Below are 24,532 nucleotides of genomic sequence, written 5' to 3' on the forward strand. Positions count from 1 at the left end.
GCCGACCGGCTGGCGGCGGCGATCGCCGACGGGTTCGGCGCGCACGGCTACGCCCGGCGGATCAGCGGCGCCGGCGGCCGCGACGCGTCGGTCGCGTTCCTGCTGCCGCCGTTCGCCCCGCCCGGCGACGACGCCGCGCGCGTCGAGGCGGCGTGGCGATCCGCCGTCGACGCGACCACCGTCGGCAACGGCGGCGTCCGTCCGGGCGAGGAGTGGGCCGACCTCGCCACCGCGTGGACACCGCAGGTGTCGCTGCACGCGCTGACGGCGGCGTCGGTCGGCGACACCGCGCTGGCCCACCGGCTGCTCAGCTGGCTCGACCTGCGCCGGACCGCGCTCGGCGCGCTGCCCGAGAAGATCACCGCCGACGGCCGGCCGGCCGCCGTGGCGCCGCTCGGACTGACCGGCGCGACCGTCCTGCTGGCGCTGGCCGCCCTGGACGGACGCCCGCTGCCGGTGCCTCCCGGCTGACGCCGTCGCGGGAGATAATCGACCATGCGCCGGCTGCGGTTCGTCCTGACCCTCGTGGTGACTGTGCTGCTGGCCGGCATCGTGGCGACCATCGTCGCGCTGACCACGGGCGATGACGGCGACGAGGCGGCGGCCGGCGGCGGCGCGGCGCCCGACCTCTCCGTCACCGCGGAGATCCGCCGCTCGTTCAACCGTCCCGGGCTGGTCGTCATCGCCGTCACCAACCACGGCGCCGAGCCGGTCACCGTCACGTCCGCGGAGCTGCTCAGCGACTCCTTCGAGGCCACCGGGCCGCAGCCGTTCGACGCCACCATCCCGCCCGGCGAGACCCCGCGCGACCTCCAGGTCGAGTACGGCCCGGCGCAGTGCCCCGACGGCGTCGACTCCGAGGCCGTGCCGTCGCGCGTGGCGCTGGTCGCCCGGGCCGAGGGCGGCGCCGACCACGAACTGGTGCTCGACCTGCCCCATCCCAACGGCACGCTGAACCGGCTGTTGCGCACCGACTGCGGCGCCCAGGTGCTGCGGCAGTCGGTCTCGCTGACGCTCGGGCCGCTGGTGCCGAACGCCGACGGCACGCTCACCGGCATCCTGACGGTGACGCCCGCCGACCCCGGCGCCACGCCGGTCATCACCGACACGCGGGGCAGCGTGCTCTTCGAGGTCGCGCCGCACCCCGACCCCGCACTGCCGCCTGGACAGCTGCGCATCCACGCCGACGTCCAGCGCTGCGGCGGGCACGCCATCGGCGACGCCAAACGGCCGTACGGCTTCACCGCGTGGATCGACCTCGGCGAGGGTGACCCGATTCCCACCGCGATCCCCGTCGACACCGGTCAGCGCGCCGCACTCGACGCGATGCAGGCGCAGCGGTGCGCGGACCGCAACGACGAGAGCTGAACCGCCGGGGCTGTCGAGAACCGCGCCACGGCTTCGACCCACTGCCGAGAGCGCCCCAGAGCGGCGCACACGAGACGGGAGCGACCCGCGATGAAGTACATGCTCATGATGTTCGGCGACACCGGCACCATGCTGGCCACGCACTCGAAGGAGCAGATCGAGGAGATGATCGGCTTCATGGTCCAGCTCGACAAGGACCTCGAGGCCTCCGGCGAGCTGGTCTTCCAGCAGGGCCTCGCCGACCCCGGCACGGCCAAGACGGTGCGGCTGCAGGACGGCCTGCCGGTCACCACCGACGGACCCTTCGCCGAGGCGAAGGAGTCGCTCATCGGCTTCTGGGTGGTCGACGTCGAGAGCGAGGAACGGGTCCTCGAGCTGGCCGGGCAGATCGTGAAGTACTCCGGCCGGCTGGAGGTCCGCCCGGCGATGGACGCCCCGCCGGACCTGTGACCGAGCCCGTCGTCGAGGACCTGCTGCGCGAGGCCGCGCCGCAGGTCCTCGGGGTGCTCGTGCGCAAGTACGGGCAGTTCGACGCCTGCGAGGACGCCGTGCAGGAGGCACTGCTGGCCGCCGCGACGCAGTGGCCGGTCGACGGTGTGCCGGACAGCCCGCGCTCGTGGCTGGTGACGGTCGCCTCGCGCCGGTTCGTCGACGAGGTGCGCAGCGCGGAGGCCCGCCGTCGCCGTGAGGAGACCGTCGCCGCGCTGGACCTCGTCGAACCGGGCGACGTGGAGCAGTCCGACGACACCCTCACGCTGCTGTTCCTGTGCTGCCACCCGGCGCTGCCGCTGCCCGCCCAGCTGGCGCTGACCCTGCGAGCGGTCGGCGGCCTGACGACGGCGGAGATCGCCTCGGCGTTCCTGGTGCCCGAGGCGACGATGGCGCAGCGGATCAGCCGGGCCAAGCAGAAGCTGCGGGCCGGCGGCGCACGGTTCGGCCCGCCGCCGCCGGAGGAGCGGGCCGGCCGGCTGCGCGCCGTCCTGCACGTGCTCTACCTGATCTTCAACGAGGGCTACACCGCGAGCTCCGGTCCGCGGGTGGTGCGCACCGACCTCACCGCCGAGGCCATCCGGCTGACCCGGCTGCTGCACCGGCTGGTGCCCGGCGACGGCGAGGTGGCCGGCCTGCTGGCGCTGATGCTGCTCACCGACGCCCGCCGGGCGGCCCGCACCACGTCCGACGGCGTCCCCGTCCCGCTGGCCGAACAGGACCGGTCCCGCTGGGACGCCGGCCAGATCGCCGAGGGTCTCGCGCTGCTCACCGGCGTGCTCGGCGGCGGCCCCGTCGGCCCCTACCAGCTGCAGGCCGCCATCGCTGCCGTGCACGACGAGGCGCCGTCGGCCGACGCCACCGACTGGCCGGAGATCCTCGCGCTCTACGAGCTGCTGGAGCGGGTGGCGCCGGGCCCCGTCGTCACGCTCAACCGGGCCGTCGCCGTCGCGATGGTGCACGGGCCGCGAGCCGGGCTCGCGCTGCTGGGCACGCTCGACGCCGGCGCGCCGGAACTGGCGCAGACGCACCGGCTGGACGCCGTCCGGGGGCACCTGCTCGAGCTGGCCGGCGACCCCGACGGCGCCCGCGCGGCCTACCTGCGTGCGGCCCGGCGGACGGCGAACGTCCCGGAACAGCGCTACCTCGCGCTGCGCGCCGCCGGCCTCACCTGAGCACGCGATACAGCAGGTGCGTAGCCGCGTCGGTGCGGACCACGCTGACCGTCTCGAGGGCGACGTGGCCGGTGCCGGTCCGGTCGAACAGCGGTGTGCCGTCCCCGAACAGCACCGGCACCACGTGCAGCGAGATCTCGTCGACCAGGCCGGCGGCCAGATACTGCCGGGCGACGTCGGCGCCGCCCATGACGCAGACCACGCCGTCGCCAGCCGCCGCCGTGGCCTGCGCGAGCGCGTCCTCGATGCCGCCGGTGACGAAGGTGTAGACGCCGTTCTCCGGCGACTGCTCCGGCGCCTTGTGCGTCACGACGAACACCGGCCGCCGGATCGAGCCGGACGGGCCGTCGGCGCCCCACCACGGGACGGAGCCGTCGTAGGTCGACCGGCCGGTGATGACGGCGCCGAGCCGCCCGAGGCCGTCGTTGAGCACGTCGCGGCCGTCGTCGGTGCCGATCCAGTCGTGCAGGCGCTCGCCACCCTGGCCGAGGGGCTGGTCGGGGGTCTGCCCGGCCGCCGTGATGAAGCCGTCGAGGGAGATGCTGATGTCCAGTACGAGTGTGTTCATGCCCGTGTAACGACACCCCAGGCGCGGACTCATCGGTCCGGGCGAACGACTTGCAGAATGTCCCGATGGACGACTTCACGGCGGCGATCCACCGGCACCGGCGCGAGCTGCACGTGCATTGCTACCGCATGCTCGGCTCGTTCGACGACGCCGAGGAGGTCGTCCAGGAGGCGCTGCTGCGGGCGTGGCGGAGCAGCGACTCGTTCGAGCCGGGCAGCAACCTGCGGGCATGGCTCTACCGCATCGCCACCAACGCGTGTCTCGACCTGCTGCGGCAGCGGTCGCGGCGGCCCGAGCAGGTGCGCTCGTTCGCCGAGGTGCCGTGGCTGCAGCCCTACCCCGACCACCTGCTCGACCAGGTCGCGCCGAGCTCCGACGAGCCGGAAGCCGTCGTCGTCGGGCGCGAGACCATCGAGCTGGCGTTCATCGCCGCCATGCAGGCGCTGCCAGCGCTGCAGCGCGCCGTGCTCGTCATGCGCGATGCCATCGGCTGGTCGGCGGCCGAGACCGCGGCCATCCTCGAGACGACGGTCCCGGCGGTCAACAGTGCGCTGCAACGGGCCCGCGCGACGCTGCAGCGCACGCGGCCGTCGCCGGACGCCGGCCCGCCGCGCACCTCGTTGAGCGCCGAGGAGCGCGACCTGCTCGACCGTTACGTCGCGCTCAGCGAGCAGCCCGACGTCGAGCGCATGGCCGCGCTGGTCCGCGACGACATCCGGGTGACGATGCCGCCGCAGCCGGTCTGCTACGACGGCTGGGCCGCGCTGGCGCCGCTGCACTCACTGGCCTTCGGCCCGGACGGCCACGGCGTCTGGCGGCTGCTCCCCACCACCGCCAACCGGCTGCCGGCCGCCGCCTGCTACCTGCGCCCGCGCGACGAGCCGGACGCTCCGTTCTCCGCGTTCAAGCTCGACGTGCTCCGGGTCGAGGACGGGCTGATCGCCGAGATCACCACGTTCGGGCCGCAGCTGTTCCCGGCCTTCGGCCTCCCGGAACGATTGCCCTGACGTCGCCGGAGGCTCACGCCCGCCCCCACCCCTACACCAACCACTCACTCCCGAAGTTGATCTTGGAGTAGCGCCGGTATCAATCGGACATTTCGCCCGTCAATAGCGGCATTGCTCCAAGATCAACTTCGGGAGTGGGCGGTTGGCCGGGCTGCTCGTTCACCGGGGCTCCCCGTCGCCCGGCCGCCCCATGCTCGTGCCGCGACGTACGGGCAGCGACCAAGGGGACGGGGTGGAGTCTGTGCAGGACTAGACGTTCCGGTGCCCGTTCGTCCCGGTGTGCCCGGCTGTGGGCGGTGGTGCTCATCGGCGATCGCGTACATCACCACGATTACCCGAGCCTCACCACGATTGCAGGCGTAGTACGACACGGAATTTCCTAGTGAACGTGATCAATCCGGGGCCGGAGGCGGCCAGCGGGGGCCTCAGTGGCGGACGTCGAGGTGGAAGGCCTCGGTGTGGTAGCCGGGCCAGGCGGTGGCCCGCTGCTCGGCGACGGTGTCGCCCAGCGGCGGGACGGCGGGCAGCGCACCGTCGCGCAGGTGATGCTTCCCGCCGGCGTCGGCGAGCGCGGCGACGAGGCGGTCGCGCCAGCCGGCGAGGTCGGCGGCCGTGGCGGTGCGGGCGAGGTCGTGCCGTTCGTCCGGGTCGGAGGCGAGGTCGAACAGCTGCTCGGCCGGCCCCTCCGGGTACCAGATGTACTTGTGCCGTCCGTCGGTCATGGCCAGGTAGTACGGGACGCCGGGCGGTCCGGCGTCCCCGCTGGCGAGGCCGACGACGACGCGCGGCCGGTCGCCCTCGGCGGCCAGCGCGACGAGGTCGACGCCGTCGACGTCGTCGCCCACCGTCCCACCCCCGGCCGCCACCAGCGTCGGCAGCACGTCGGCCAGCGTCACCGGCGTCCGCACCGTCGTGCCCGGCGCTACGGACGACCGGCCCGCCGCCGGACGCACGATCAGCGGCACGCCCGCCGACGCCTCGTGGAAGAACACCTTGTTGCCGGTGCCGTGGTCGCCGAGGAACTCGCCGTGGTCCGACGTGAACACCACCGTCGTCCGCGCCAGTTCGCCGACGTCCTGCAACGCGGCCAGCACCCGGCCGAGGTTGTAGTCGATCTGCGTCACGAGGCCGTAGTAGGCCGCCCGCGCCGCCCGGATCGTCAGAGGATCCAGGAGGTCGAACGAGCCGCGGTGCCGCTGGCGCCGGAACGCGGCCGGTGCGTCGTCGCCGGCCCAGTCACCCACGATCGGCGACGGCACCGGCGCGTCGCGGTACATCGAGTAGTACGGTTCGGGCGGGTCCAGCGGCGGGTGGGGCTTGCTGTAGGACAGCCAGAGGAACATCGGCCGGGTCGGGTCGCGGCGATACCTGATGTGCTCGACGGCCCGCTCGGACAGCCACGACGTCAGCGTCTCCGCCTCGGGCACGGTCGCCAGGCCCGGGGACAACTCGTTCTGCCCGAGCCCGTGCCGCATCGCCGGGACGCCGGTGCGGTAGTAGTCGTCGGGCAGGATCAGCTCCTCGAAGCCGTGGTGCGCCCGCGGCGGCGTGAAGTGCATCTTCCCGATGCCGACGGTCGCGTACCCGAGCGCGCCCAGCCGGGCCGGCAGGGTGGGCGCGCCCGGAGGCAACACGTCACCCGTGCGGCCGTTGTGCGTCATGCCGTGCCGCAGCGCGGAACGGCCGGTGAGCAGCGTGATCCGCGACGGCACGCACACCGGCGTCGACGCGTAGGCGGTGTCGAACCGGATGCCCTCGTGCGCCAGCTGGTCCAGGTGGGGCGTGCGCAGGAACGACGGCGCACCCGGGCCCAGGGTGTCGCGGCGCTGCTGGTCGGCGGTGACCAGCAGCAGGTTCGGCCGTTCGGGCGTCATAGGTACTCGACGGTGCCGTTCTGCCGCGACCGCTCGGCGGCGAACGCGACCCAGTGGCTTTCGAGGCTCTCCTCGAACGCGCTGGGCGCGGCCTGGACGGGCAGGCCGGCCCGGCGCCGGCGGATCCGCTCGGCGAAGTCGGCCATCAGCCCGGCGTCGCCGCCGGAGTGCCCGCCGCGGTCGTCGGAGACCTGCTCGACGTACCGCTCGGCGGGCGGCAGGCCGGCGACGTGCGGCCCGGACCGGCCGAACCGGACCACCTCGATGCGGCCGGCCTCGAGGTCGGCGTTGATCTCGCCGTGGCTGCCCATCATGGTGATGATCCGGGTGTTCTGCTCGGTGAACGCCGACACCACCAGCGACGCCGTCACCCCGTTGGCGTAGCGCAGCGAGGTCGTCTGGTGGTCGACGACGTCGTTGTCCATGCGGTAGACGCAGCGGCCGTAGTCGGTTTCGCGCAGCGCCTTCAGCCGGCCCTCCGGCGACGGGTCGCCGGTGATGACGGAGACCGGCCAGGTCTCGACGCCGGCCAGCTGCTCGACGTAGAACCGGTGCGCGTTGTACGGGCAGGTGGCCGCGACGGCGCACCCGTCGATGCACCGGTCGGTCGACCCGGGCGGCGCGTTCTCGATGCGGAAGTGCCGCCGGTCGCCGAACGAGGACACCGCGATGCACGGCGACCCCACCAGCCAGCGCAGGATGTCGAGGTCGTGGCAGGCCTTGGCCAGCAGCATCGGGCTGGAGTCGGCGGTCCGGTGCCAGTTGCCGCGGACGTAGCTGTGCGCGAAGTGCCAGTAGGCGATGTGCTCGGCGTGCTGGATGCCCTGCAGGTCGCCGATGCGGCCCTCGTCCAGCAGCCGCTTGAGCGCGTTGAAGAACGGCGTGTACCGCATGACGTGCGAGACGGTGATCGCGCCGGGCCGGTCCTTCGCGGCGGCGATCAGCCGGTCCAGCTCGCTCGGCGTGGGCGCGATCGGCTTCTCCAGCAGCACGTCGTAGCCGAGCTCCAGGGCCCGCAGTGTCGGTTCGACGTGCAGGCGGTCAGGGGTGGTGACCACGACGGCGTCCCAGGGGCCCGGCCGCGACAGGGCGGTCCGCCAGTCGCCGTACCGGTGCTCCGCCGGCACGCCGTGGACGTCCCCGACGGCGGCCAGCCGTTCCGCGTCGGGGTCGGCGATGCCGGTGACCACCGCTGCCTCGGGATGCTCCAGGCACCAGCCGGCGTAGGCCTGGCCGCCGCGGTTGCCGGCGCCGATCACCAGCAGCCGCACCGGCGCGTCGAAGTCCGTCATGCTCACCCCTTCTCGGCCCCGGCGGTGAGGCCCTCGACCAACAGGCGCTCGGCGGCGAAGAACAGCGCGATGACGGGCAGCGTCAGCAGCACCGACCCCGCCATCAGGACGGTCGCCGACACGCTGATGTCGTCCAGCTGTGCCAGGCCGAGCGAGACCGTCCAGTTGTCCCGGCTCTCCAGCAGGAAGAGCAGCGCGAACAGGTACTCGTTCCAGGCGATCATGAAGACGTACAGCGACGTCGCGGCGATCGACGGCATCGCGAGCGGCAGCACGATCCGGACGATCACCTGGACCCGGTTGCAGCCGTCGACCATCGCCGCGTCCTCCAGTCCCTTCGGGATGGACCGGAAGTAGTTGCGCAGCATGTACACCGACACCGGCACCGTCGACGCCAGATAGATGACGATCAGCGCCGGCAGCTCGCCGCGCAGCCCCAGCCGCGAGAACAGCACGAACAGCGGGATCGCCATGACGATGCCGGGGAACATGTAGACGGCGAAGAACGACACGTTGACGACGTTCTTGCCGGGGAAGCGCAGCCGGGTCGCGGCGTACGCCCCGAGCACCGACAGCAGCACGGTCGCCACCACGGAGCCCAGCGCGACGATCAGCGAGTTGCCGAAGAACGACAGCAGGCCGTAGCCGCCGTCCTCCGGCGACGCGATCACCCGCCGGTACGCCTCCAGGTTCAGCTCGCTCGGCGACGGCACGCCGAGCGGGTCGGAGAGCACGGCCTGCAGCGGCCGCACCGACAGCAGCAGCATGTAGAACAGTGGCAGCACGCAGGCGACCAGCACGACCGCCAGCCAGAGCACCCGCGCCACCCCGAGCACCCGGGTCTCGACCCGTTCTCGCGACGCCATCAGATCTCCGACTCCTGCTTGAGCACGCCGTACCGGTAGTAGACGGCGAACGCGATGATCAGCACGACCGACATCAGCAGGCCGAGCGCCGCCGCGCCGCCGACGTCGTTGCGCGACACCAGGTACTGGTAGACCTGCACCGCGACGACCTCGGTGCCGGCCGCGCCCCGGGTCAGCAGGTACACGTCGTTGAAGTTCTGGAACGTCCAGATGAACCGCAGCAGCACCAGCAGCGCGATGACGCCGGACAGCTGCGGCGCGACGACGTACCGGAAGCGCTGCAGCGGGGTCGCGCCGTCGACGCGCGCGGCCTCCTCCAGGTCGCGGGGCATGCCCTGCAGCCGCGCCAGGATGAACAGGAACGCCAGCGGGAACGTCTTCCACGCCTCGAACGCGATGACGGTGAGCAGCGCGATCGGGACGTCGAACCCGGCGCCGAACACCTCGACGCGGTGGAACCGCTCGCTGAGGAAACCGATCGGCTGGTCCCAGCCCAGCACGTCGACGCCGAACACGTTGACCGGCCCGAACTGCGGGTTCAGCAGCGTCCGCCACACCAGCGCCGCCGACACCACCGGGATGACGTACGGCACCAGCACGAACGCCCGGATGATCATCCGCCCGGGGAACCGGTGCCGCAGCGCCAGCGCCGTCGCCAGGCCGGCGCCCACCGACAGCACGGTGCCGCCGATGCTGTAGATCAGCGTGGTGCGGACCATCTCCCACAGGTCGGGACTACCCAGAACGGTCTGGAAGTTCCGCAGCGTCAGCGTGATGTCGAAGACGTTCTGCAGGTCGATCAGCCGCAGCCGCTGGAACGACATGACGATCGTCCAGAGGAACGGCAGCACGACGACCAGCAGGACGATCAGCACCGTCGGGCTGACCAGCACCAGCCCGGCGCGCGCCTCGCGGGCCCGCAGCGAGCGGACGCGGCCCTTCCTGCCCCGGCCGCCGCCCGGGCCGGCAGGTGCCGGCCCGGAGTCCACGGCGGGCGGGGCGATCGGTCCCGAACCCATGGGCCTCAGCCGAGCTCCGCGGCCAGCTGCGAGGCGCTCTCGTCCATCCGCGTGGCCGCCTCCTCCGCGGTGAGGGTGCCGTCCAACGCCTCGCGCAGGATGTTGGTCAGCTCGAGGTCGCCGTACATCGCCGTGACGAGGGCGCCCTGTCCCTGCGGGAAGCCCCAGCGCTCGAACCCGGTGGCCCCCTCGGCGATCGTGTCGATCGCCTCCTGCCCGTACAGCTCGCCGACGGTCACCGTCTGCGTGCCGCTGCCGACCGCCAGCTCGGTCCAGCCGTCGACGTAGGTCGTGTCGCCGGCCTCCGGGCCGTTGCGCATCGGGAACCGGCCCTCGGGCGAGATGGACAGGAAGCCCATGTACCCGTCGCCGAGCAGGTAGCGCACCAGCTCCTTGGCCGGCTCGATGTCGGCGGACGCGGTGATGCCCAGGTTGATGGTCAGGCCGAACTGGGTCGGCTCGTCGCCGGACGGGCCCTGGAACAGCGGCAGCATCGTCGTGCGGTCGACCAGCCACTGCTGGTCGGCGGCGCACTCGGCGCAGGTCAGCGGGGTGTCGGGGAACAGGCCGGCCAGCTCGTCGAGCAGGTGCGGCGACCACGACGTCATGGCCGTCTGCCCGGCGAGGTAGTTGGCCCGGGTGGTGTCGACGTCGCCGGCGCCGGTGGGCGCGTACTGCGCGAGGTCGACGTAGAACTGGATGGCCTCGACGCACTCGGGGCTGTCCAGCGTCACCTCGCCCTCGTCGTCGACCAGCTGGCAGTCGTTGGCCAGCGCGACGTGCTCGAAGACCTGCATCGTGAAGCCGTCGCCGCCGGAGCTGCCGATCGCGAAGCCGGAGATGCCGTTCTGCCCGTTGAGCGCCTCGGCCGCGGCGAGCGTGCTCTCGTAGGTGGTGGGCTCCTCCAGGCCGGCGGCCTCGAACAGGTCGTCGCGGTAGAAGATCATCTGGCCCCAGCCGTCCGACGGGACGGTGGCGTACTCGCCCTCGGCGTCCTCGACCCGGATGAGGTCCAGCGCACTCTCGTTGAACGTGTCGGTGCCGAGCTCGTCGATGAGCTCGCTGGCCGCGGCGGCGTCGAGGATGCCCTCGCCGACCCATCCGGCGGCCAGCTCGACGCCGTGCACCACGACGTCGGGGAGGTCACCGGCGGCGGCCGCCGACACCATCGCCTGGGAGAGGTCGGGCGCGCTGACGCCGACGAGTTCGACGTCGATGCCGGACTGCTCGGTGAAGTCGGCCAGGACCTGCTCCATCCTCGCGATCCGGTCGGCGGTGTCGTAGACCGTCCACAGCGTGATGCTGCCGCCGCCGCCCTCGCCGGAACCCGCGCTGTCGCCGTCGTCGTCGCCGGAGCATCCCGCCGCGACCAGGCCGATCACCGCGAGTGCACTCAGAGGTCGTCGCCACATGATGCCGTCCCTCCTCGGTGGAGCGCTCGCCTGCAGATGTGGGGCACCATGCTTGAGAAATCTGATTCAAGCTGTCAACGAATGGAAAAGGTATGCAAGGAATCGCGAACGAAGAGCGGTGAAGTGATGAAATCGGTGAAGATCGACGAACTCGACCGGCTCCTCATCGGCGCCCTGCTGGCGCACCCGCGGGCGACGCACGCGGCCATCGGGCAGGCGGTGCGCAGCTCGGAGGCGACGGTGTCGCGGCGGCTCGCCCGCCTGCGGCGCACCGGCGCCGTCCGGGTCGTCGGCGCCCTCGACTCGCAGATCAGCCACCGGGCACGGTCGGTCTTCGTCCGGCTGCGCTGCGCGCCCGGCGCTGCCGACGAGCTCGCGCTGCCGCTGGCCCAGTGGGAGGAGACCGGCTCGGTCAAGGTCCTGACCGGCAGCGTCGACTGCGTCGCGGAGGTCGCCTACACCTCCAACGAGCACCTCTACGGGCTGATGATGCACCGGCTGCCGCAGTTCGAGGGCGTCATGGCGACGTTCAGCAACCAGGTGATCCGCCGGTTCTCCACGCCGCACGGCTGGAACCCCGGCCTGCTGCCCGACACCGTCGTCGCCGAGCTGCGCGCGGACCGGCGCGACCGGTGGAGCGAGCACCCCGAGCCCGACGAGGCGGCGCCCATGTCGGAGCTGGACGAGCAGATCCTCGCCGCGTTCATCGAGGACGGGCGGATCAGCTGGCAGGACCTCGCGACCCGGTGCGGCGTCACGCCCAGCACCGCGCGCCGGCGGGCCGAGGGCCTGATGGCCACCGGTGTGCTGCGGATGCGCACCGTCGTCGAGCCGGAGGTACTGGGGCTGGCCGTGAACGCGTTCGTCTGGCTCACGATCAACCCGACGAAGATCGGCCTCGCCGGCGAGATCCTCGCCCGGCACCGCAGCGTCGTCATGATCGCGGCGACGACCGGCGACCGGAACCTGTGCGGCGAGATCGCCGTCGCCAGCGACAGCGCCCTCTACGAGTTCCTCTCCGAGACCGTCGGCCACCTGCCCGGCCTCATCCACGCCGACGTCGCGGTCGCGCTGCGCACCGTCAAGCGGGCCGGCCGGATCGCGCCGGAGCTGCGGACCGCCGTTGGGAGCGAACGCCCGTCAAGGTGATCACATCGGGCTCCTCCGGCGGCCCGGTCCGTGGACGTTCTCGGCCCCCGGCTGCCCCATTCTCGTGCCGCGAACGGGCGCGTCAAGCAAGGATCGGCTACATCACGAGGATCATGTGAGCTCCACCATGCCTGCAGACCTCGTGACGTGGGAGAACGCCTCGTGATGGCTCCGGAGTCACGGTGGACGCTCCATGACAGCAACCTCACCCAGGAGAGGCCCTCTGGCAGCCGTCGCCACGCCTTCCAGCCCTCAGGGCGCCCAGAAGCGTGTCCCGGCTTCACGCGGCAGGCAGCGGACGGCCGTCCGGCAACCGTAGTGGCGATCAGGCCGCCGGTCACCGTCCGGGCCGTGAACAGGACCGGAACTCCCGACGATCACGCGAATCTCGCGCGCCGGAGAGGCATCGGGAGGACTACTGTCGGAACCATGCACGAGAGTGATGCAGCGCACGATGCTGTGCGCCGCGACCCGATAGAGATCCTTCCTTACGACACCGCGTGGCCCGAGTCCTTCGAGCAGCAGCGCCTGCGCGTCGAACCGGCCCTGCGCCCGTGGCTGATCGGCTCGGTCGAGCACGTCGGCAGCACGGCGGTGCCGGGCCTTCCCGCCAAGCCCATCATCGACATGATGGCCATGGTCGCCTCCTACGAGGAGGCCCAGGGCACCGTCGCCGCCATGCAGGAGATCGGCTGGACGCACGTGTGGGAGACCGGCGACGAAGAGCTGCGGCGCTGGTCGTTCTGCTACCCCGACCCCGCTTGGCGCACACACCACCTGCACGTCGTCGAGTACGTGTCGCAGCTGGGCCGCGACTGCCTGGCCTTCCGCGATCACCTGCGGCACCACCCCGAGGATGCGCGGAAGTACGCCGACATCAAGCAGAGCCTGGCGGCGGTCCACCACGACGACCGCCCGGCCTACCGCGCGGGCAAGGCGCCGTTCATCGAAGACGTGATGCGGCGGGCCTCCGTCCAGCACTGAGCCGGGGCAGCCGGCCGGCGCTCGCCTTCAGCAGGAGCAGCGTCACGATGCCGGCCAGCACGATCGCGGCCATGTTGACGCCGAGCTGAGCGGCCGCGCCGCCCAGCTCGTCGGCGTCGCCGAGGGCCAGGGCCAGCCCCAGGTTCCCGGCGGCGGGCACCGTCGTCACCGAGATGAACACGCCCACCAGCGCACCCGACTTCGCGGACGTGAGCGACAGGATGCCGGCGATCCCGGCGATGAACGCCACGACGAACGACCACCGGTCCGGCCGCCAGATGAACCCCGTGAGCGGCCGCTCCGCGGTCAGCACCGCCGTGTCGATCCACCCTGCCCACGCGGCGAGCAGGCCGAGTAGCGTGGTGACGACGATCGCGATCGCGAACCCGGCCGCCAGCGTGACCAGCGACTGACGCACGATGCCGAACCGCCGGTGCACCAGCCCGACGGCGATGCCGGCCAGCGGCCCGAACTCCGGCCCGACGACCATCGCGCCGACCACGAGGACGGCGGAGTCGAGCACGATCGCGATCGCGGCCAGCACGGCGGCCAGGGTGAGGAACCAGACGAACGTCTTGGACAGCACCGAGTCCTCGTGAGTGCGGCGCACGACCTGCTCCCAGATGACGGCGTCGGCGCCCTCGCCCGGCGCCTCCTCCTCGGCGCGTTCGGCGGCCGCGGACACCGACGTCTCGACCGACTCCAGCGCGATGGTGCCGGTCTGGTCGACGCGGAGCTCCCGCAGCGCCTCGATCATGTCCTCCGCCGACTCACGGGCCAGCTCGGCCAGCACGACGTCGCCCACCGGGCGCACGGACGCGCCGCGCAGCACCGCGATGCTGGCCACCCCGGCCCGCTCCTCGAGCAGGGCGACGACACGATCGGTCGTCTCCGCCGGCGTCGTGACGCGCAGGTGCAGCACGGCGCCATGGTAGAGGCGCCACAGCGGCGGTCAGCGCAGCATGCTCGCCAGCAGCGTGGTGTCGCAGGGCCAGGCCGAGCCGCAGACGGCGCACAGCCCGGCGTCGTCCGCGTGGTCGTTGAGCACGGTGTTGCCGTCGGTGAGCCGGATCAGGGTCGCGGGCTCGCGTTCCTTGAGGTCCATGCCTCCATGGAACCCGCGCCACGTTGTGCGCACGGTGCGGCCGCGTGACGGTGGTGTGAACAGCGGGCTTGTACGCTGGCGGCCCGAGACGCGAGGAGTGTTGATGACTGACGGCGCGATCCTGCAGGTCGGCGGCCTCCATCCCACGGTCGAGCGCGAGCTGGCGACGACGTACGGCGCGCTGCGGCTGCCGCCGGAGCCGGGCGACGCCGCGGCGTTCCTCGCCGAGCACGGTCCCGACGTCACGGTGGCCGTGACCAGCGCCGGCATGGACGCCGCGCTCATCGGCGCCCTGCCCCGGCTGGCCGCCGTCATCAACCTCGGCGTCGGCTACGACGCCGTCGACGTCGCGGCGCTGAAGCCGCGCGGCATCGTGCTCAGCAACACCCCCGACGTGCTCACCGACTGCGTGGCCGACCTCGCCGTCGGCGGGCTGATCGACGTGTTCCGGGGCATGTCGGCCGGCGACCGGTTCGTCCGCCGCGGCGAGTGGGCGGCCGGGCGCAAGTTCCCGCTGCGGCGCCGGGTCAGCGGCACCCGGGTCGGCATCCTCGGGCTGGGCCGCATCGGCCGCGCCATCGCGCACCGGCTCGAGGCGTTCGGCTGCACCATCAGCTACCACAACCGCCGCCGCGTCGACGACGTCGCGTACGCGTACGCGGCCTCGCCTGTGGAGCTGGCCCGCGGCGCCGACGCCGTCGTCGTCGTCACCCCCGGCGGGCCCGGCACCCAGGCACTGGTCTCGGCGGAGGTGATCGCGGCGCTCGGCCCGTCCGGCTATCTCGTCAACGTCGCGCGCGGCAGCGTCGTCGACCAGGACGCGCTCGTGGCGGCGCTGACGTCGGGCGCGCTGGGCGGCGCCGCGCTGGACGTGTTCACCGACGAGCCGCGGGTGCCCGAGGAGCTGTTCGCGCTGGACAACGTCGTGCTCCTGCCGCACATCGGCAGCGCCACCGTCGAGACCCGCGAGGCGATGGCCCAGCTGGTGATCCGCAATCTGGAACGGTTCCTGGCCGACGGGACGCTGGTGACGCCGGTGCCGCTTTAATGGCGGCATGCGGGTAGTTCTGGCCCAGCTCTCGGCGGGCACCGACGCCGACGCGAACCTGGCGGCGATCCGGCGGGTCACCGACGGCGTCGCGGCCGACCTCGTCGTGCTGCCGGAGGCGGTCATGCACGACTTCGGCGATCCCGCGCTGCCGCTCGGCCCGGCCGCCCAGCCGCTGGACGGTCCCTTCGTCGCGACGCTGGCCGAGGTGGCGCGCTCGTCGGGCGCCGTCGTCGTCGGCGGCATGTTCGAGCGGTCCGACGACCCCGACCGGCCGTACAACACGCTGGTCGCCGTCGGTCCCGACGGAGCCGTCCGGGCCACCTACCGCAAGGCGCACCTCTACGACTCCTTCGGCTACCGCGAGTCCGACCGGCTGCGGGCGGGCGACCCCGTCCCGGCGGTGCTCGACGTCGACGGCGTCCGGCTCGGCCTGCTGACCTGCTACGACCTGCGCTTCCCCGAACAGGGCCGGGCGCTGGTCGACGCCGGCGCCGACGCCTTCGTCGTCCCGGCGGCCTGGGTGCGCGGACCGCTCAAGGAGGACCACTGGCAGACGCTGCTGCGGGCCCGGGCCATCGAGAACACCGTCTACGTCGCCGCGGCGGCGCAGACCGGGCGGGCCTACTGCGGGCTCAGCCAGCTGGTCGACCCGCTCGGCGTGGTGGTCGCCGCACTGGGCGACGACGAGGGCCGGCTGGCCGCGGAGCTCGACCCGGAGCGGGTGGCGGCCGCCCGGACCCGCAACCCGGCGCTGCGGCACCGCCGGTCGTGGCCCGTGCGGTCGTGATGGCGCCGGGCGGCGACGTGGACGCGCCCCGCCCCGTCCGGGTGGGAGCCACCCTAGGGGCGGGCACCGACAGGTGGGCCGCGGTCGTGCTGGCCGGCGGCGCCGGCCGGAGGCTGGGCGGCGCGGACAAGCCGGGTCTCGTCGTCGGTGGGCGGACGTTGCTGGACCGGTCGGTCGCAGCGGCGCACGGGGCCGGCATCACGCGGATCGTCGTGGTCGGCCCGCGCCGCGAGACCGAGCTGCCGGTCGTCTGGACCCGGGAGGACCCGCCCGGCGGCGGTCCCCTGGCCGGGCTGGCGGCCGGCCTGGCCGCGCTGGACCTCAGCCCGGAGGCCCTCGTCGTGCTCGCCGCCGACCTGCCGCGGGTGTCGTCGGCGCTGGTCGGACGGCTGCTCGCCGGGCTGGGGCAGGACACCGACGCCGTCGCCGTCGTCGATGCCGCCGGCTGGGTACAGCCGCTGGTGGCGGCCTACCGGACGGCACCGCTCCGGGCCGCGCTGGACGCTCTCGGCGACCCGCGCGACCGGCCGGTGCGCGCGCTGCTGGAGCGCCTGCGGGTGGCGACACTGCCGGACGAGGACGGCGCCGCGGACATCGACACGCCGGGCGACCTGGCCCGATGGCGGCCATGATCAGTGGAGGATGTGCCGGACGGCGGGAGGAAGGTACGTGACATGGACAGCTGGGTGACCGCGTTGTGCGAACGACTGGGGGTGCCGGTCGACGACGTCGACGTCGGCGGGATCCTCGACCTCGCCCGCGACGCCGCGCACACGGTGGAGCGGCCGGCCGCGCCGGTGACGGCGTTCATCGCGGGCTACGCGGCGGCGACCAAGGGCGGTGGCGCGGCCGCCGTCAACGCCGCCCTCGACGCCGCCGGCGAGCTGGCCCGCGACTGGAACGACGGCCCGGACGCCGCCACGCCGACACTGCAGTGAGCGGCATCCGCTAGCGTCACGGCTGTGCAGACCAAGAGCTCCGTCCACCTGCCGGCCCCGGCCGAGGTGGTCGACCCGCTGCGCCTGCTGACCCAGCGGGTCATCATCGCGCTGGCGATCCTGGTGTTGACGGCCCTGCTCGTCTACGTCGACCGCGACGGCTACAACGACAACTCCGACGGCTCGGTCGATCTGCTCGACGCGTTCTACTACACGACCGTCTCGCTCTCGACCACCGGTTACGGCGACATCACCCCGGCGTCGGACACCGCGCGGCTGGTCAACATCGTGATCATCACCCCGCTGCGGGTGCTGTTCCTGATCGTCCTCATCGGGACGACGCTGGAGACCCTGACCACCCGGAGCCGCGAGCAGGTGCGGCTCAACCGCTGGAGGAAGAAGTTGCGCGACCACACCGTCGTCATCGGCTACGGCGTCAAGGGCCGCAGCGCGGTGAACACGATGCTCGCGAACGGCATGGCGACGGAGAAGCTGGTCGTCGTCGACCCCGACCCAGCGGCGATCGCCGAGGCGAACGAGCAGGGACTGGTCGCCGTCATGGGCGACGCCACCCGCACCGAGGTGCTGCGCCGCGCCGGCGTCCCGACGGCCAGCCGCATCGTCATCACCACGGCCCGCGACGACGCCAGCGTGCTCGCCACGCTCACGTGCCGCCAGCTCAACCAGACCGCCAACATCGTCGTGTCGGTCCGCGAGGCCGACAACCTCGCGCTGGTCCGGCAGGGCGGCGCGAACGAGGTGGTCACGTCGTCCGACGCCGTCGGCCGGATCCTCGGCCTGGCCACCGTCAGCCCGGCGCTCGGCCACGTGCTGGAGGACCTCACGACCTCCGGCGTCGGCCTCGAGGTGGCCGAGCGGCTGGTCTCGCCGCGCGAGGAGGGCAAGCAGCCGCGCCAGATCAGCGACCTCGTGGTCGCCGTGGTCCGCGACGGCGACGAGCTGCCGTTCCACTCGCCGGCCATCGGCCACCTCGTCCGCGGCGACCGCCTCATCGTCATCCGGCCGTCCGAGGAGTACCCGTGGGCCCGCCGCGAGGACGCCCACGAGGCGCCGGCGGCGGAGGAACCCGAGGACCCGGCGGACCGCCCGCCGGGCGGCGTCTGAGCGGAGGATCCACACGTGCGCGCGGTCGTCATCACCGAGCCGGGCGGGCCGGAGGTCCTGACCTGGCAGGAGGTGCCGGATCCGGTCTGCGGGCCGGGTGAGGTGGTCGTCGACGTCGTCGCGTCCGCCGTCAACCGGGCCGACCTCCTGCAGCGGATGGGCAGGTACGACGTGCCGGACGGTGCGCCGCCCTGGCCCGGCCTGGAGTGCAGCGGGACCATCAGCGAGGTTGGCGAGGGCGTCACCGGCTGGAAGGCCGGCGACCAGGTGTGCGCGCTGCTCTCCGGCGGCGGGTACGCGGAGCGGGTCGCGGTGCCGGCCGGGCAGCTGCTGCCGGTGCCGTCCGGGGTCGACCTCGTGACGGCGGCCGCGCTGCCGGAGGTCGTCTGCACCGTGTGGTCGAACCTGGTCATGACCGCGAAGCTGCGCGCGGGCGAGGTGCTGCTGGTGCACGGCGGCGCGAGCGGCATCGGGACGGCCGCCATCCAGGTCGGCCGGGCCCTGGGCGCCCGGGTCGCGGTGACGGCGGGGACGCCGGAGAAGCTGGAGCGGTGCGCGCAGCTGGGCGCGGAGATCCTGGTGAACCACCGGTCGGAGGACTTCGTCGAGGTGGTGCGCACGGCCACCGACGGTCACGGCGCCGACGTCGTGCTCGACATCGTGGGCGCCGCATACCTGGGCCGGAACCTCGACGTGCTGGCGCAGGACGGCCGCATCACGATCATCGGGACGATGCGCGGACGCACCGGAGAGCTGGACCTCGGGACCGTCATGGCCAAACGGGCCCGCATCACCGGCTCGCTGCTGCGACAGCGCACCGTCGCGGGGAAGGCTGCGGTCGTGGCCGAGGTGTGCGAGCATGTGTGGCCGCTGATCGAGTCCGGCGCGGTGCGGCCGGTCGTCGACCGCGTCCTCCCGATGACCGAGGCGGCCGAGGCGCACTGCGTGGTCGCCGGCGGCGAGCACGTGGGCAAGGTGCTGCTCACCACCTGAGATCGCGATCACCAGCGGCGATGACGCGCCGCTGATGACTCGATGCGACATCGGCGGTCACGAACGCCCGAACGGGGCGTACCCTGGCGAACGTGGTCATGTCGCTGGAGTCCGAACTCGACCGGCCGGTCACGCACCGCCGTACCGCCAGGGTGCTCCTGCTCGAGCCGGGCGGTCGCGTCCTGCTGTTCGAGGACAGCGATCCGTCGGCGCCCGGTGCGCCGACGTTCTGGATCACCCCCGGTGGTGGTGTCGATCCCGGCGAGACCCTGCTCGACGCCGTCGTCCGCGAGGTCGAGGAGGAGACCGGCCTGCGGCTGACGCCGTCGGCGGTCCGCGGCCCGATCGCCGAGCGCACCGTCGTGCACGCCTACTCCGACAAGATCGCCGTCCAGTCCGAGACGTTCTTCGTCGCCGACGCGCCGCACCAGGAGATCGTGCCCGCCGGGCTCACCGAGGACGAGCAGCTCACGGTCATCGGGCACCGGTGGTGGAGCCTCGACGAGCTGAGCCGCACCGAGCGACCGGTCTGGCCGGTCGGCCTGCCGGGGCTGCTGGCCGCCGTGAACGCCCCGGACCGCTGGCCGGTCGCGCTGAGCGCGGCCGAGGAGTCGACGGTGCCGACCAACCACTTCGCCCGCTGACGCTCACCGGGCGCGACGGCCCGGGGCCCGCTCGCCGGCGTGCGGTCCCCGCCCGTCTGGGAGGGAGTCCCACCCTACGGGCGGGCACCGACAACGCTCCCGTCCGACGATCCATCGGGTTCTGCATCGCTCGGACGTGATCCGTGGGTCGGTCGCGGTCCCGTTCGCCGACGGGTTTCCGCCTGGACCAGGTGCGACGTTGGCCGAGAGTTGGCGCGTGGGCCGTCCCGCGGCCGCCCGTTCTTCGGCCAGCTATCCCCGGCTACGGTCCCAGGCGACGGCCACGGGTCCACATGATGAGAATTCCCGGCGACTCGGGAGCCATCACCCCGATAGGCCGGCACCTTACTCGCCTGAGGACCGCACGCCATGCGCTCGGGCGACCGCAACGGCGCTGACGCGGGTGAGGTGCCCCAGCGGGTGCCGCGCGACGCTGCCGCCCGCGCGCGCCTTTCCGGAACCGCTGTCCCCGACATGCCGCGCTTGACGGGGCATACCGCGTATGCATACTTGGTAGCCATGTCGATTCGTCACGGTCTGCTCGCGCTGCTGGAGCGTTCTCCGATGTACGGCTACCAGCTGCGCCACGAGTTCGAGCGGTCCACCGGCGCGACCTGGCCGCTCAACGTCGGCCAGGTGTATACCACGCTGGCGCGGCTGGAGCGCGACGGCCTGGTGGAGCAGACCGGCGAGTCCGACGAGGACGGCAAGGTCGTCTACCGCCTCACCGACGCCGGTCATGCCGAGCTGACCGGCTGGTTCGCCACGCCGCTCGCCGGTGCCGACCGGCCGCGCGACGAGCTGGCGATCAAGGTCGCGCTGGCGCTGACCACGCCGGGCGTCGATGTGCGGTCGGTGCTGCAGACGCAGCGCACGGCCACCCTGCGGCACCTGCAGGAGCTGACCCGGCTCAAGGCGGTCGCCGACGGGTCCGAGGACACCGCGTGGCTGCTCGTGCTCGACTCGATGATCTTCCGGGCCGAGGCGGAGGTGCGCTGGCTCGACCACTCCGAGACGCGGCTGGCCCGGCTGGCCGCGACGCAGCGTCCGGCCGGCGCGTCCGGGCCGTCCACCGCCGTCTCCACGGACGAGCCGAGCGACGAGGCCGTCCGGCGATGAGCACCGGCGCCGTGCTCGAGCTGCGCGGGGTGGGCCGGGTGCACGGCGAGGGACCCACGGCGGTGCACGCGCTGCGCGACATCAGCCTGACGCTGCGCTCCGGCGAGCTGATCGCCGTCATGGGCCCGTCGGGTTCGGGCAAGAGCACGCTGCTGCATCTGGCCGGCGGCCTGGACGCGCCGAGCGACGGCGCCGTGCTGGTCGAGGGCACCGACCTGGCGACGCTGAGCCGCGCCGAGCTGGCCGCCGTCCGCCGCCGCAGCCTCGGCTACGTCTTCCAGGATCTCAACCTCATCCCCGCGCTCACCGCCGCCGAGAACGTGGCGCTCCCCCGCGAGCTGGACGGCGTCCGCGCCCGGGACGCGCGGCGCGAGGCGCTGGACGCGCTGGCCGAGGTCGGGGTCGGCGAGCTGGCCGACCGGTTCCCCGACGAGATGTCCGGCGGCCAGCAGCAGCGGGTAGCCATCGCGCGGGCCCTCATCGGGCCGCGGCGGCTCGTGCTGGCCGACGAGCCCACCGGCGCGCTGGACTCGCAGACCGGCGAGGACGTGCTGCGGGTGCTGCGAGCGCGGTGCGACGCCGGCGCCTCCGGGCTGCTGGTGACGCACGAGGCCCGGCACGCCGCGTGGGCCGACCGCGTGGTGTTCCTGCGCGACGGCGCGCTGGTCGACGACACCGGCGCCGCGCCGCCGCCCGAGGTGCTGCTGACCGCGGACGGGTTCGGGTGACCCGCCCCGGGGGCGGGTGGCGGGCCGCGCTGCGGATCGCCCGGCGGCAGGTGCGCCGGAACCTCGGCCGGTCGTTGCTGATCGCCGTGCTGGTGGGGCTGCCGGTGGCGGGCGCGACCGTTGCCGACGTCCTGTACCGCAGCGCCGACTCCCCGGAGCGCATCGCGTACTCGCGCATGGGCGACGCCGACGCGATCGTCGAGGTGACGCCGTACGACGATCTGCCGGTGCCCGACGACGGCCTGCTGCCGATGGTCGACCTCATGTACCGCGGCATGCCCGAACGCGCGGCGGTCCGCGATCCCACGGCCGTCGACCTCGCCGGGCTGCTGCCGCCGGGGACGGTGCTGGAACCGGAGCGCCGCAACCATGGCACCCGGCTGCGTGACGGCGACGCCGTGCTGCGCTCCGTGCTGCTCGACGTCGGATCGCAGGGCGGTCCGCTGACCGACCACGCGTTCCGGCTCGACGCCGGCCGCTGGCCCGAGGCGCCCGACGAGGTGGTGGTGACGCCGCGGCTGGCCGAGCGGCTGGACCTGCTCGACGACGGCGAGCTGCGGCCCGGGGCGACGGTCTCGTTCGACGACGGGCCGCGGGTGCACGTGTCGGGGCTGGTGATCGACCCGTTCTTCCTCGACGACGAGGTGATCAGCGCCGCGCCGGGCTCCGTCGCCGCCGAGTTCGCCGCTGCCACGCCGGAGAACGGCTGGGGTGAGCTGTCCGTCACCGGCGGGACCAGCTATCTGGCCGACTTCCCCGACGGCACGGACGTCACGAGCCTCGGTCTCGGCCTCGCGGGCGAGGGCATCGGGCTGCTGCCGCGCGCCGCGGTCGCCGAGCCCGATCGGTTCTACGACGACGCCGCCGGCGGGCCGACCGTCGATGACCTGCAGCAGGCCGCGCTGGTGGCCGTGATCGTGGGCCTCGGGCTGCTGGAGGTCGTGCTGCTGGCCGGGGCCGCGTTCGCCGTGGGCGCCCGCCGGCAGGTCCGTGAGGTGGGCCTGCTGGTGGCCGGTGGCGCGAGTGCGGCGCGGGTGCGCCGGACGGTGCTGGCCCAGGGCCTCGTGCTGGGCGTGATCGGCGCGGTGCTGGGCCTCGTCGCCGGTGCGGCGCTGGTGCCCGCGGCCGCGCCGGTGTGGGAGTGGTATCTCGGTGAGCTGATCGACGACTGGACGTTCGGCTGGGTCGAGCTGGCCGCGGCCGCCGCGGTCGGCGTGCTGTCCGGGCTGGCCGCCGCCGTCGTGCCGGCCGTCGGCGCGGCCCGCATGAAGCCGGTCGACGCGTTGGCGGAGCGGTTCCGGACCACGCGGCTGGCGGCGCGGCTGCCGGTCGTCGGGCTCGTGCTGTTCGCCGCCGGCGCCGGGGGCGCGCTGATCGCCGGCCGGATGCTGGCCGGGAACCTGGAGGACTACGGCCGCCAGCTCGAGCTGCTGGCGGGCACCGGGGTCTATGTCGCTCAGCCCGCGACGGCGCCCTACGTCGCCGTCCAGCTGGCCGGGGCGCTGGTGGCGACGGCCGGGGTCGTCGTGCTGTTGCCCGGGTTGATCTCCGCCCTGGCCCGTGGTGCGCACCGGCTCGGTCTCTCGGTGCGACTGGCCCTGCGCGACGCCGCGCGGCACCGGCACCGCACCGCGCCGGCGGTCGCGGCCATCGCCATCGTGGTGGCGGGGTCGACGGCGGTCGCGTTCGGGGCCGGCGGCTCGGCCCGGGCCGACGAGCTGCGCTACACGCCGTCGCTGCCGGAGAACGTCATCCGTCTCGACGTCGACCGGTACGAACAGTCCGCGGAGCAGGCGCTGGCGCAGCTCGCCGAGGCCGAACGCGCGGTGGTCGGCGCCCTGCCCGACGCCGCCGCCCACCGGCTCACCGAGGCCACGGTGCCGTTCACGACCGACGGCACCATCACGTTCGACACCGCGTGGCTGCAGGGCTCGCCCGACTGCGTCGACTGCGGCTGGTCCGCCGGTTCGGTGTCGGCCGCGGTGGCCGATCCCGCGATCATGGCCCTCGCCACCGGCCGGGCGCCGGACGCGGCCACGCTGGACGCCGTCGCCGACGGTGCGATGGTGGTCTACGACCGATCCTTCGTCCGGGACGACGGCGCCGTCGTCATCGACACCTTCCCGGCCGACGGCGGCGATCCGGTGCCGGTCCGGTTCACCGGGCACCTGGCCGGGCGCGACATCGCGTACTCGATGCTGCCGGGCGCGTTCGCCAGCGCCGAGACCCTCACCGCGCACGGCTTCGAGCTGATGTCGTCGGCCACCTATGTGACGTTCGGCGCCGCCACCCCCGAGCAGCTCGACACCGCCCTGCAGGCGGCCGAGTCGGCGGGGGCGTGGACCACCGTCGAGCAGGGCATCGAGCGCGACGCCGACCCCGCCGTCCTGGCGCTGACCGCGGGTGCGGCGCTGGTGACGCTGGTCGGGGTCGCCATCGCGGTCTCGCTGGCCGCCGCCGAGAGCCGGGCCGACCTCGCCACGCTGGCGGCCGTCGGCGCACCGCCTCGGCGGCGGCGTGGCCTGGCGGGTGCGCAGGCCCTGGTCGTGGCCGGGCTGGGGGTGGTGATCGGGTCCGGGCTGGGCGTCTACTTCGCCTACCTCGTGTGGCCGGCGCTGGGTGCGCCGGAGTTCATCTGGGCCTGGGACTCCCTCGTCGTCACGGGGGTCGCCGTGCCCGTCCTGGCCGTCCTGGTCGCGGTGGTCTTCACCCCGAGCCGGCTGCCGATGATCAGGAGGGTCGAGTGAACAGCACCGCCGTGCGGCGGGCCCGCCAGGCGGCGCGCCGCCGGACGCTCGAGCTGCTCGCGCTGCGCCGGGCCGAGGCGGCCGGCCGGACC

General features: G+C 73.5%; 24 protein-coding genes and 1 pseudogene. 17 read left to right on the top strand and 8 right to left on the bottom strand.

Going from position 1 to position 24,532, the window contains the following annotated elements:
• From DY240_RS14910 to DY240_RS14925, 4 genes and pseudogenes are all read left to right on the top strand, one after another.
• A pseudogene (locus DY240_RS14910) lies at window positions 1–471 on the top strand (hypothetical protein); the annotation flags it as partial.
• Window positions 472–495: 24 nt separating this feature from the next.
• On the top strand, window positions 496–1,368 hold the full coding sequence (locus tag DY240_RS14915) for a hypothetical protein (protein ID WP_119660644.1): 873 nt from the start codon (window positions 496–498) through the stop codon (window positions 1,366–1,368).
• A gap of 90 nt (window positions 1,369–1,458) precedes the next feature.
• The gene (locus DY240_RS14920) at window positions 1,459–1,818 is read left to right on the top strand and encodes a YciI family protein (RefSeq protein ID WP_119660645.1); all 360 of its coding nucleotides are present in this window, start codon (window positions 1,459–1,461) and stop codon (window positions 1,816–1,818) included.
• Complete coding sequence (locus DY240_RS14925) at window positions 1,815–3,032, top strand: RNA polymerase sigma factor (RefSeq protein ID WP_119660646.1); 1,218 nt, start codon at window positions 1,815–1,817, stop codon at window positions 3,030–3,032. The genes DY240_RS14920 and DY240_RS14925 overlap by 4 nt, the downstream gene beginning before the upstream one ends.
• Here DY240_RS14925 and DY240_RS14930 read toward each other — a convergent pair.
• Window positions 3,025–3,600 carry a dihydrofolate reductase family protein gene (locus DY240_RS14930; RefSeq protein WP_119660647.1) on the bottom strand — a complete coding sequence of 192 codons (576 nt, stop codon included), beginning with the start codon at window positions 3,598–3,600 and terminating at the stop codon, window positions 3,025–3,027. The two genes, DY240_RS14925 and DY240_RS14930, sit on opposite strands and share 8 nt — an antisense overlap.
• Between DY240_RS14930 and DY240_RS14935 the strand changes: the two genes are divergently transcribed.
• On the top strand, window positions 3,591–4,607 hold the full coding sequence (locus tag DY240_RS14935) for an RNA polymerase subunit sigma-70 (protein ID WP_267901682.1): 1,017 nt from the start codon (window positions 3,591–3,593) through the stop codon (window positions 4,605–4,607). The two genes, DY240_RS14930 and DY240_RS14935, sit on opposite strands and share 10 nt — an antisense overlap.
• Before the next feature lie 425 nt (window positions 4,608–5,032).
• Here the strand turns inward: DY240_RS14935 and DY240_RS14940 are convergent, their stop codons facing one another.
• The 5 genes from DY240_RS14940 to DY240_RS14960 are packed head-to-tail and all read right to left on the bottom strand — an operon-like array spanning window position 5,033 to window position 11,070.
• The gene (locus DY240_RS14940; RefSeq protein ID WP_119660649.1) at window positions 5,033–6,481 is read right to left on the bottom strand and encodes a sulfatase-like hydrolase/transferase; all 1,449 of its coding nucleotides are present in this window, start codon (window positions 6,479–6,481) and stop codon (window positions 5,033–5,035) included.
• Window positions 6,478–7,773: a Gfo/Idh/MocA family protein gene (locus DY240_RS14945; RefSeq protein WP_119660650.1), complete on the bottom strand. Its 1,296-nt coding sequence runs from the start codon at window positions 7,771–7,773 to the stop codon at window positions 6,478–6,480. The genes DY240_RS14940 and DY240_RS14945 overlap by 4 nt, the downstream gene beginning before the upstream one ends.
• Window positions 7,774–7,775: 2 nt before the next feature.
• Window positions 7,776–8,639 (bottom strand): carbohydrate ABC transporter permease, encoded by an 864-nt coding sequence (locus DY240_RS14950; RefSeq protein ID WP_119660651.1) that lies wholly within the window; start codon window positions 8,637–8,639, stop codon window positions 7,776–7,778.
• Window positions 8,639–9,658, bottom strand: a complete 1,020-nt coding sequence (locus DY240_RS14955; RefSeq protein ID WP_119660652.1) for a carbohydrate ABC transporter permease — start codon at window positions 9,656–9,658, stop codon at window positions 8,639–8,641. The genes DY240_RS14950 and DY240_RS14955 overlap by 1 nt, the downstream gene beginning before the upstream one ends.
• Window positions 9,659–9,663: 5 nt before the next feature.
• Window positions 9,664–11,070, bottom strand: coding sequence for an ABC transporter substrate-binding protein (locus DY240_RS14960; RefSeq protein WP_119660653.1), 1,407 nt, complete (start codon window positions 11,068–11,070; stop codon window positions 9,664–9,666).
• A 135-nt stretch (window positions 11,071–11,205) separates the two neighbouring features.
• On the opposite strand from DY240_RS14960, the gene DY240_RS14965 reads away from it, so the two are divergent.
• Both DY240_RS14965 and DY240_RS14970 read left to right on the top strand, forming a co-directional pair.
• A complete protein-coding gene (locus DY240_RS14965) occupies window positions 11,206–12,219 on the top strand; it encodes an Lrp/AsnC family transcriptional regulator (protein WP_158602860.1) in 1,014 nt (337 codons plus the stop codon).
• Between the two features lie 429 nt (window positions 12,220–12,648).
• Window positions 12,649–13,203, top strand: coding sequence for a GrpB family protein (locus DY240_RS14970; RefSeq protein ID WP_119660655.1), 555 nt, complete (start codon window positions 12,649–12,651; stop codon window positions 13,201–13,203).
• On the opposite strand, the gene DY240_RS14975 is transcribed toward DY240_RS14970, so the two are convergent.
• Both DY240_RS14975 and DY240_RS32015 read right to left on the bottom strand, forming a co-directional pair.
• Complete coding sequence (locus DY240_RS14975; RefSeq protein WP_119660656.1) at window positions 13,163–14,125, bottom strand: DUF389 domain-containing protein; 963 nt, start codon at window positions 14,123–14,125, stop codon at window positions 13,163–13,165. The two genes, DY240_RS14970 and DY240_RS14975, sit on opposite strands and share 41 nt — an antisense overlap.
• 30 nt (window positions 14,126–14,155) lie before the next feature.
• A complete protein-coding gene (locus DY240_RS32015; protein WP_158602861.1) occupies window positions 14,156–14,308 on the bottom strand; it encodes a hypothetical protein in 153 nt (50 codons plus the stop codon).
• A 103-nt stretch (window positions 14,309–14,411) separates the two neighbouring features.
• Here DY240_RS32015 and DY240_RS14980 point away from each other — a divergent pair, with 103 nt between their 5' ends.
• From DY240_RS14980 to DY240_RS15025, 10 genes are all read left to right on the top strand, one after another.
• Complete coding sequence (locus DY240_RS14980; protein ID WP_119660657.1) at window positions 14,412–15,356, top strand: 2-hydroxyacid dehydrogenase; 945 nt, start codon at window positions 14,412–14,414, stop codon at window positions 15,354–15,356.
• A 7-nt stretch (window positions 15,357–15,363) separates the two neighbouring features.
• Window positions 15,364–16,146: a carbon-nitrogen hydrolase family protein gene (locus tag DY240_RS14985; RefSeq protein ID WP_119660658.1), complete on the top strand. Its 783-nt coding sequence runs from the start codon at window positions 15,364–15,366 to the stop codon at window positions 16,144–16,146.
• Window positions 16,147–16,163: 17 nt separating this feature from the next.
• A complete protein-coding gene (mobA, locus tag DY240_RS14990) occupies window positions 16,164–16,778 on the top strand; it encodes a molybdenum cofactor guanylyltransferase (protein ID WP_233552748.1) in 615 nt (204 codons plus the stop codon).
• Window positions 16,779–16,820: 42 nt separating this feature from the next.
• Window positions 16,821–17,084, top strand: a complete 264-nt coding sequence (locus tag DY240_RS14995) for a DUF6457 domain-containing protein (protein WP_119660659.1) — start codon at window positions 16,821–16,823, stop codon at window positions 17,082–17,084.
• A gap of 24 nt (window positions 17,085–17,108) precedes the next feature.
• Window positions 17,109–18,209, top strand: coding sequence for a potassium channel family protein (locus DY240_RS15000; RefSeq protein ID WP_119660660.1), 1,101 nt, complete (start codon window positions 17,109–17,111; stop codon window positions 18,207–18,209).
• Between the two features lie 15 nt (window positions 18,210–18,224).
• Window positions 18,225–19,202 (top strand): NAD(P)H-quinone oxidoreductase, encoded by a 978-nt coding sequence (locus tag DY240_RS15005; protein WP_119660661.1) that lies wholly within the window; start codon window positions 18,225–18,227, stop codon window positions 19,200–19,202.
• Window positions 19,203–19,300: 98 nt separating this feature from the next.
• Entirely contained in the window at window positions 19,301–19,846 is a 546-nt protein-coding gene (locus DY240_RS15010) for an NUDIX hydrolase (RefSeq protein WP_119660662.1), read from the top strand.
• A gap of 519 nt (window positions 19,847–20,365) precedes the next feature.
• Window positions 20,366–20,965, top strand: coding sequence for a PadR family transcriptional regulator (locus tag DY240_RS15015; protein ID WP_119660663.1), 600 nt, complete (start codon window positions 20,366–20,368; stop codon window positions 20,963–20,965).
• Window positions 20,962–21,693: an ABC transporter ATP-binding protein gene (locus tag DY240_RS15020; RefSeq protein WP_119660664.1), complete on the top strand. Its 732-nt coding sequence runs from the start codon at window positions 20,962–20,964 to the stop codon at window positions 21,691–21,693. Before DY240_RS15015 ends, DY240_RS15020 begins: the two co-directional genes overlap by 4 nt.
• On the top strand, window positions 21,690–24,440 hold the full coding sequence (locus DY240_RS15025; RefSeq protein ID WP_119660665.1) for an FtsX-like permease family protein: 2,751 nt from the start codon (window positions 21,690–21,692) through the stop codon (window positions 24,438–24,440). The genes DY240_RS15020 and DY240_RS15025 overlap by 4 nt, the downstream gene beginning before the upstream one ends.
• Window positions 24,441–24,532 lie beyond the last annotated feature (92 nt).

Source organism: Jiangella rhizosphaerae (assembly GCF_003579925.1).
GTDB lineage: Bacteria > Actinomycetota > Actinomycetes > Jiangellales > Jiangellaceae > Jiangella > Jiangella rhizosphaerae.